We start from the raw sequence: 7,943 nt of genomic DNA on the forward strand, positions 1-7,943 counted from the left end.
ATCATGTCCCGACTTCCCGCCGCCGATGATCCTAGGTGGCTTCCGAAAACCGTTCTCTCGCGCTGGCGCTGGACGGTACCGGCGGGCATCTTCATGGCGATCAGTTTCCTGTCGAATGGGCTGTCGCCGGTGATCATCGGCCGGGCGATTGATGATCTGGATCGTGTCTTCTGGTGGATCGGGGTGCTGGCCGGTGTCTTCGCCGTGGGCATGGTCGCCAGTTGGTTCGGAAGGCGGCTGCTCAACCGCTCGATCCTGGTCATCGGACATGACCTGCGTATGGAGGTCACCGACCGCATCCAGGATTCCCGCGGTGTCGGTGGAAGGCGCCGCACCCCGGGAGAGCTGTTGTCCATTGCCTCCTCGGACACCCAGCGTGTGGCCGACGCAGTTTTTATGGCGGTGTTTCCCATCGCCGAGATCGCTTCGGTGCTGTATGTGGGCATCATGATGCTCTACATCAACGTGCCGCTGGGCATTGCAGTCCTCATCGGCGGGCCGTTGCTGGTGTGGATTGCGTTGCTGGCGGCGGGCCCGTTGCGGCGCCGTTCGGGCAAGCGGCAGGCGGCGCTGGCCCGAGCGGCGGCAACCGCCACGGATGTGGTGCAGGGGCTGCGCATCCTCAAAGGTCTCGGCGCGGTGAACACCGTGCGTGGCCGCTACCTGCGTGTTTCCGATGAGGCTTATGAGCGCACCGTCGACGCCAACCTCGCACAGGCGCGCCTCAACGCCGTCACCGAAGCTACAGGGGCGCTCTATGTCATCGCCGTGGCCATCGCCGCGGCGTGGTTAGCACTCGAGGGCCAGATGAGTATCGGCGAGCTCATCACCGCCATCGGATTGACGCAGTTCGTCATCATGCCGATGACCATGCTGGGCAAAAACATCGCCTCGCGCTGGGCGGCAGCACAGGCCTCCGGGCGGCGGATCCGCGAGGTGCTCAGCGCACCACCCCTGCTCGGCGAGGAACGCCTCCAGGCCCCCGACTATCCTGCCGGGCTCACCGTGATCGCCGGAGCTGCGCCAGACGACCTCATCCTTGCCCCGCGGGATAGGGTGGTTGTCGCCCCACATGCGGCAGATCTTTTCGACGGCTCCGTCCTGGACAACGTCCACCCGGACACCGAGCTCGCGCGACGCGCCCTGGAGGTCGCCGCAGTGGAGGACATTCCCGGTGGACCCGACCGGGAGGTGGGGGAGAACGGACGCAACCTCTCCGGCGGTCAGCGCCAGCGCGTGGCCCTGGCGCGGGCGATCGCCGCCGACCCGGAGATCCTCATCCTGCAGGACCCGACGACGGCAGTCGACTCGGTGACTGAGGTCCGTATCAGTCAGCGCGTGGCGCGCGCCCGACAGGGCCGGACCACGGTGGTCTACACCGACGCACCGGCGTGGAAGGCCGTCGCCGATGAGGTGATCGTATGAGGTTCCCGCTCGCCGATCTCGGCCAGGTGCGCCGTGAAGTGGGCCGTCAGATCGCGCGTGTGCCCGGCGCGCCGGCCCAGGGCCTGCTGGCGTTGGTGCTTCTCAGCCTGGGTGCCGCGGCGACGGTCGCGGTGCCGTGGCAGCTGGGCCGGATCGTGGACATCGTCATCGAGGGTGGTTCCCTCTGGACGGCAGTCGCCTGGCTCGTGGCCGCGGCCGTGTCCGGGGCAGGGCTCAGTGCCGCCGGATTCTTCTACGTCTCACGCCTGACGGAGCGTGTCATCGCGCACCTGCGTGAGGAGATGGTGGGTACGGCGCTGGGTCTGCCCGTGCACCGGGTGGAGGATGCCGGCACGGGTGATCTGGTCTCGCGTTCCACCGATGATGTCGCCGTGCTGTCCTCAGCGGTGACGGAGACGGTGCCCATCCTGTCGAGTTCTTTGTTCACCATTGTCGCCACCGCGGTAGCCCTGGTCACGCTGAACTGGCGCTTCCTGCTCATCCTGGTGCTCGTGGCGCCGCTGTACTGGGTGGCCTCGCGCCGTTACCTGGCGGTGGCGCCGGGGCGTTATGCGGCGGAGCGTTCCTCCATGGCCGATCGCGCCCGCAAGTTACTGGAGGCGATCCACGGGCAGGCCACCGTCCGGGCGTACCGGATGGAGTCCGAGATGCACGAACGCATCCGGGTCACCTCCCAGGCGGTGGTAGACCACGGGTTCTCCGCCCGCCTGACGATGATCGTGCTGCAGGTCTGGATGTCGGTCGGCGAGTTCATCATCCTCGCTGGCGGCCTCATCGTCGGCTGGTGGGCCGTGAACAACGGGGATTTGAGCATCGGCGCGGTCACCGCAGCGATGCTCATGCTCATCCGTCTGCGCGGTCCGCTCATGATGTTCATGCGCGTGCTGGACACCGTGCAGTCCGCCTATGCCTCGCTCACCCGCATCGTCGGTGTGGTCATCGATCCGCCCGCCCCGGTCGCCGACTCCGGCGCACGGGCCCCGGAAGGCGTCGTCGAGATGCGCAACGTCAGCTTCTCCTACGGCGGCGATTGGGCCGTCCGCGACGTCTCCCTTTCGATCCGCCCCGGTGAGACCGTGGCGCTCGTCGGCGCATCCGGCGCCGGAAAGACCACGGTCGCCGCGCTATTGGCCGGTTTGCGCGTCCCCGACGAGGGTTCCGTGCTTGTCGACGACACCGAGGTCTCCTCCCTCTCCGACGCCGAGCGTGTGGCCCGGCTGGCGATGGTGTCCCAGGATGTCCATGTTTTTTCCGGCACGTTGCGCGAGGACCTCACCCTGGCACGCCCGGAGGCGAGCGACGCCGAGCTTCTCGACGCCCTCGACCAGGTCCATGCCGACTGGTTCCACCAGCTGGCCGATGGCCTGGACACCGAGATCGGTTCCCGCGGACACCAGCTCGACCCAGTGGAGGCGCAGCAACTGGCTCTGGCGCGGATCCTCCTGCTTGACCCGAAGGTCGTGGTCATGGATGAGGCCACCGCCGAATCCGGTTCCGCCGGAGCCGGGGACCTCGAGGCCGCCGCCGAGGTGGTCACCCGAGACCGTGCCGCGCTCGTCGTTGCCCATCGACTCGACCAGGCGGCCCGAGCTGACCAGGTGCTGGTCATGGAGGAAGGCCGGGTCATCGAATGCGGTAGCCACGAGGAACTCGTCGAACACGGCGGGCGCTACACCGACCTGTGGGCCGCCTGGTCGCGGGGGCGCGCATGAGAGCGCTTGTCATCGCACTGACTCTGCTGCTGGCCGGATGTACGGTGCCGGAGGAGGTGACGGGGACGTCGATAAGCATCGGCTCGGATCAGGAAACGGTGACAGGGGAACTCAACGGACGGAGCTACCGCGTGTCCACCCCGGACGGGTTCCACCGCGGGAAGCCGTGGCCGGTGGTGTTCGCGTTCCACGGCTGGCGCGAATCCGCCGAGCGGATGGAACAGATCAGCGGGCTCAACCAGGCGCAGACCATCGTGGTCTACCCCGACGGGGTGGAGCAGGCCTGGGCACCCGCCCCCTATGCCACCACCAGCTCGGAGGAGGACCTGGCCTTTATTACCGCGCTCATCGAGCGCATCGACGATGACTACCCCGTCGACCGCACCCGCCTTTTCGCCACGGGCTTCTCCAACGGCGGGGGATTCGCCGCCTACCTCGGCTGCCGGATGCCGGAGACTTTTCGGGCGGTGGCCCCGGTAGGCGCTGCCTACTACGAGAAGATCCACGCTGACTGCGCTGCAGAACCGGTCGCGCGGCTCGACGTCCACGGCACGAATGACCGGACCATCAGCTATTACGGCGGCACCCGCCACGGCACCCGCTATGAATCTGTGCCCGCGGTGTTGGACCGTATCGCGGAAACCAATGGTTGCCACGGCTCAACAATGACCCGCCGCAACCAGGACGTCATTGTCCAACACTGGCAGGGATGTGAACTTCCGCTGGTACACATGCGTGTCGGCGGCGGCGCACACGTCTGGCCGGAGGAAGCGACTGCGGAGGTGCGGGCATTCTTCGGCGTGTAGCGTTGTATTCATGAGTGGCAATGGATCGCGGCGAGTCGCGGTAGTGTTCAACCCCGTCAAGGGTGAACCGGAGGAGATGAAGCAGCAGGTCATCGACGCAGCCGACCGTCACGGCTGGCAGGAGCCGACCTTCTGGGAAACCACCGTCGAGGACCCCGGTTTCGCCCCCGCCCAGCAGGCCGCCGAACAAGGCTACGACATGGTCTTCGCCGCCGGCGGGGACGGCACCGTCCGTTCCGTGGCCGCCGCCCTGCGCGGCACCGACTCGACTCTGGCGATCATCCCCATGGGCACCGGCAACCTGCTGGCCCGCAACCTCAAGCTGCCGCTGGATGTCCCGGAGGCGATCGAAACCGCCTTCGCCGGCCGTGACACCGACATCGACGTGTGCACCGCCCTGCTCACCCGGCCGGACGGCGAATCCGAGGAGATCGACTTCGTCGTCATGGCGGGCGTGGGGCTCGACGCCCAGATGATCGTCAATACCGACGACGACCTGAAGAAGAAGATCGGCTTCCTGGCCTATGGGGTGGCCATCGCCAAATCACTTACCGGGGGCCGCCGGCTGCATCTGACCTGGCGCCTCGACGACGGGCCCACCCGCCGCACCCGCGTCCACTCACTGATCGTGGGCAACTGCGGTGATCTGGTCGCCAGCGTCCCATTGCTTCCCGACGCCGTGGCCAACGACGGCCACTTCGACCTCGTCGCCATGCGTCCCAAGGGCCTGGCCGGCTGGGGACTCATCGTCGGTCGCCTGGCCTCCCAGATGGGTCGGAAAGTGCTCAACCGACTGCGTCGCCGCGACGAGCAGATCACCGGTGGCTCCGACGATATCGAGCAGCTGCAATACGCCACCGCCCGCCGCCTCGAGGTCTCTGTGCCCACACCCGAGACCTTCGAGGTCGACGGCGACGAAGTAGGAAAGGTCACTGCCTTCACCATCACCATTGAGCCGGGCTGCCTCGTCGTGCGTGAGCCAGTGCCCCCGCCAACGGCCGAACCGGGCGAGCCGCGCCCGGGAACCCAAGCTTTCGGAGGATAGCGCGGGGGTGATCGGAGGGTAATTGCCCGAGTGATGGCGTGAACAAGTAAGTTTATCCACGTAACACGTCACACTTGGCCCCTGGAAGGAACCCCCATGTTCTCACGCACCAAGGTAGTGGCTGGCTTCGCGGCCGCCGCACTTTTCCTCACCGCCTGCACGAGCGAGACCGAGTCCACCGACTCGGGCACCACCGCAGCCGCCGGTGATGATGCCTACTCCATCGGCATCAACCAGCTCGTCCAGCACCCCGCCCTCGACGCCGCCACCGCAGGCTTTAAGGAGGCCCTGGAAGAGGCTGGCGTCGAGGTCTCTTATGACGAGCAGAACGCCAACGGCGAGCAGGCCACCGCCCTGACCATCGCCCAGCAGTTCGCCGGCAAGGACCTCGACCTGGTGCTGTCCGTGGCCACTCCGGCCGCGCAGGCCACCGCCCAGAACATCACCGACATCCCGGTCCTGTTCACCGCCGTCACCGACCCGGTTTCCGCCGAGCTGGTCGACTCCGAGGAAGCCCCGGGCGCCAACGTCACCGGCACCTCCGATGTCGCCCCGATCGAGGACCAGCTGGACCTGCTCAAGGAGCTCGTCCCGGATGCAGAGAAGGTGGGCATCGTCTACGCCTCCGGTGAGGTCAACTCCCAGGTGCAGGTCGACCTGGCGAAGGAGGCCGCGGGCCCGCGTGACCTGGAGATCGTCACCCAGACCGTCACCACCGCCAACGACATCCAGCAGGCCGTCGAGGCCCTCGGCGACGTCGACGCCATTTACGTCCCGACCGACAACATGGTCGTCGCCGGCATCGCCTCCCTGGTCCAGGTCGCCGAGCAGAAGCAGATCCCGGTCATCGCCGCCGAAGCCGGCACCGTCGAAGGCGGCGCCGTAGCCACCCTGGGCATCGACTACACCGAGCTCGGTCGCCAGACCGGCGAGATGGCCGTGCGCATCCTGCGCGACGGTGAGGATCCGGCCACCATGTCCGTGGAGAAGGCCACCGAGTTCACCTACGTCATCAACGAGGACGCCGCGGAGCGTCTCGGCGTCACCATCCCGCAGGAGATCCTCGACGAGGCCGAGACCGTATGATCGGGTCCGTCGAGCTCGGCCTCATTTACGGGGTGATGGCACTGGGCGTCTTCTTGACGTTCCGTGTCCTCAACTTCCCCGATCTGACGGTCGACGGCAGCTTCACCACGGGTGCGGCGACTGCCGCGGTGGGCATCCTCAACGGATGGCCCCCGCTGCTGGCCACGCTCGCCGGATTTGTCACCGGCTTTCTTGCCGGCGTCATTACCGGACTGCTCCACACGAAGGGCCGTATCGACGGCCTCCTCGCGGGTATTCTCACCATGATCGGCCTGTGGTCGATCAACCTGCGCATCATGGGTGGCGCGAACATTCCCATGCTGCGCCAGGAAACCGTGTTCACGCCGCTGCGTGAGGCCGGCATCCTGGGAACCTGGGCCGGTGCGGGCATCCTGCTCGCGGTTGTCCTGCTGCTCGGCTTGGTCGTCGTGTGGTTCCTCACCACCGACCTGGGCCTGTCGATCCGGGCAACCGGCGACAACGGACCTATGATCACCTCCTTCGGCGTGTCCACCGACTTCACCAAGACCCTCACCCTGGCACTGTCCAACGGTTTCGTCGGCATGTGCGGCGCGCTCGTCGGCCAATACCAGGGCTTCGCCGACATCTCGATGGGTATCGGTCTCATCCTCGTCGGCCTGGCATCCGTGATCATGGGCCAGGCGATCTTCGGACAACGCTTCCTGTGGCTGGCGGTCATCGCCGTCATCATCGGTGCCGTGCTCTACCGCTTCATCATCTTCCTGGCGCTGCAGGTCGGCCTCGACCCCAACGACATGAAGCTGATCACTGCTCTGCTCGTCATCGTGGCGCTGCTGGTGCCACGTTGGAAGGGCCTGACGTCCCGTTTCAACAGGAAACCGGCGGCTGCGACCGGGGCGAAGGTGGCTGCGTGATGCTCACTATCGACAACATCTCCAAGACCTTCTTCTCCGGGACCGTCAACGAGCGCGTCGCCTTGGACGGCGTCGACCTCACACTCGACGAAGGCGATTTCATCACCGTCATCGGTTCCAACGGTGCCGGCAAGTCGACGCTACTCAACGCTGTGGCGGGCCGTTTGTTCGTCGACTCGGGCACCGTGCTCATCGACGGCAAGAAAGTCAACAAGCTTCCCGAGCACAAGCGCGCCCGCTTCGTCGGCCGCGTGTTCCAGGACCCGCTGGCGGGCACTGCCCCGAACCTCACCATCGAGGAGAACCTCTCGCTGGCGTTGCTGCGCGGCAAGGGCCGCGGCCTGGGTCGCGGTCTGACTAAGAAGCGGCGCGAGGAGTTCGTGGAGAAGCTCCAGTCCCTGGAACTGGGCCTGGAGAACCGCCTCTCCGCGAAGGTGGGATTGCTCTCCGGCGGCCAGCGCCAGGCGTTGTCTCTGCTGATGGCCGGTTTCACCAACCCCCGGATCATGCTTCTCGACGAGCACACCGCCGCCCTCGACCCCCAGCGCGCTGAGTTGGTCACCGGGTTGACCGAGCGCATCGTCGCCGATGGTGGGCTGACCACTCTCATGGTCACCCACAACATGGAGCAGGCCATCCGCCTCGGCAACCGCCTCATCATGATGCACGAGGGGCGCATCGTCTACGAAGCCGATGCGGAGACGAAGGCGAAGCTCACCGTCCGTGATCTCCTGCAGGAGTTCGCGAACATCAAGGGCGCCACGCTCTCCGACAAGGCGTTCCTCGGCTAGCTCCCTGCTTCTCGACGCCCCGCTGCCCCCGCAGCGGGGCTTCCTTCGTCCACGGGTCTGCCGAACGTCAGACGGTCACCCACGCTTAGGGCCAGGATTCTGGGTCTAAGGGCGCCGGCCCGTCTGACGTTGCGCAGACCGACCCCAGCGTCTGCCAAACG

Annotated in this window: 7 protein-coding genes; all 7 read left to right on the forward strand. The window is 66.6% G+C overall.

The window, feature by feature from the left end:
- Window positions 1-3: 3 nt before the first annotated feature.
- A complete protein-coding gene (locus tag Q4G50_RS09360) occupies window positions 4-1,425 on the forward strand; it encodes an ABC transporter ATP-binding protein (RefSeq protein WP_303377393.1) in 1,422 nt (473 codons plus the stop codon).
- Complete coding sequence (locus tag Q4G50_RS09365; protein ID WP_303377394.1) at window positions 1,422-3,158, forward strand: ABC transporter ATP-binding protein; 1,737 nt, start codon at window positions 1,422-1,424, stop codon at window positions 3,156-3,158. The genes Q4G50_RS09360 and Q4G50_RS09365 overlap by 4 nt, the downstream gene beginning before the upstream one ends.
- Window positions 3,155-3,964, forward strand: coding sequence for a PHB depolymerase family esterase (locus tag Q4G50_RS09370; RefSeq protein WP_303377395.1), 810 nt, complete (start codon window positions 3,155-3,157; stop codon window positions 3,962-3,964). Before Q4G50_RS09365 ends, Q4G50_RS09370 begins: the two co-directional genes overlap by 4 nt.
- A 10-nt stretch (window positions 3,965-3,974) precedes the next feature.
- Window positions 3,975-5,009 (forward strand): diacylglycerol kinase family protein, encoded by a 1,035-nt coding sequence (locus tag Q4G50_RS09375; protein WP_303377396.1) that lies wholly within the window; start codon window positions 3,975-3,977, stop codon window positions 5,007-5,009.
- A gap of 96 nt (window positions 5,010-5,105) precedes the next feature.
- Window positions 5,106-6,095: an ABC transporter substrate-binding protein gene (locus Q4G50_RS09380; RefSeq protein WP_303377397.1), complete on the forward strand. Its 990-nt coding sequence runs from the start codon at window positions 5,106-5,108 to the stop codon at window positions 6,093-6,095.
- On the forward strand, window positions 6,092-6,991 hold the full coding sequence (locus tag Q4G50_RS09385; protein WP_303377398.1) for an ABC transporter permease: 900 nt from the start codon (window positions 6,092-6,094) through the stop codon (window positions 6,989-6,991). Before Q4G50_RS09380 ends, Q4G50_RS09385 begins: the two co-directional genes overlap by 4 nt.
- On the forward strand, window positions 6,991-7,782 hold the full coding sequence (locus Q4G50_RS09390) for an ABC transporter ATP-binding protein (protein WP_303377401.1): 792 nt from the start codon (window positions 6,991-6,993) through the stop codon (window positions 7,780-7,782). The genes Q4G50_RS09385 and Q4G50_RS09390 overlap by 1 nt, the downstream gene beginning before the upstream one ends.
- The last annotated feature ends 161 nt before the right edge of the window (window positions 7,783-7,943 follow it).

It is taken from the genome of Corynebacterium sp., assembly GCF_030538285.1.
Lineage (GTDB): Bacteria > Actinomycetota > Actinomycetes > Mycobacteriales > Mycobacteriaceae > Corynebacterium.